The organism is Amphritea sp., from assembly GCF_050300915.1.
Lineage (GTDB): Bacteria > Pseudomonadota > Gammaproteobacteria > Pseudomonadales > Balneatricaceae > Amphritea.
In genome coordinates this window covers 1-504 of record NZ_JBNKYN010000266.1, presented here as the reverse complement: position 1 = coordinate 504, position 504 = coordinate 1, and the positions used below count along the sequence as shown (strand labels likewise).

Here is a 504-nt window from a genome sequence, read left to right as displayed (position 1 = left end):
AGGCCATCCAGATAATCAGCGATATCCTGATTACTAACCTTCAGGGCTTCATCTATGGTCATGCCCTTAATGATTTCAGTCAGTGCAGAACTTGACGCAATAGCAGATCCACAACCAAAGGTTTGAAATCCTGCCTCCAGAATAATCTCTGTTTCAGGCTCTACCTTTAGCGTTAATCTAAGCGCATCACCACAGGATAAAGATCCTACATCACCGGTCCCATTTGCACCTTCAACATTTCCTGCATTACGCGGTGCAAAAAAATGTTCTTTAACTTTTTCAGAATAATCCCACATGTTTTTTCACCCCCTAACAGGAAAAAGATTTACCACAACCACAGCTTTTGGTTGCGTTTGGATTTTCAAATTTAAAACCACTTCCTTCCATAGAGTCGAGAAAATCAACGGTCACACCGTCGAGCATTGGAAAGCTTTCCGGATCGATAAATACCTTGATCTCCCCCAGATCCAGTACCTTATCGTCTGCATTAGGATTTGCTTCCAG

2 protein-coding genes are annotated in these 504 nt (G+C 42.5%); both read right to left on the bottom strand.

Annotation, left to right across the window (positions count from 1 at the left end):
* Positions 1-296, bottom strand: a 296-nt coding sequence (locus ACQY8X_RS21240; RefSeq protein WP_428037114.1) for an iron-sulfur cluster assembly scaffold protein, incomplete at its 3' end; no start/stop codon positions are given.
* 13 nt (positions 297-309) lie between these two features.
* On the bottom strand, positions 310-504 hold a 195-nt coding region (locus ACQY8X_RS21235), incomplete at its 5' end, for a HesB/IscA family protein (RefSeq protein ID WP_428037113.1).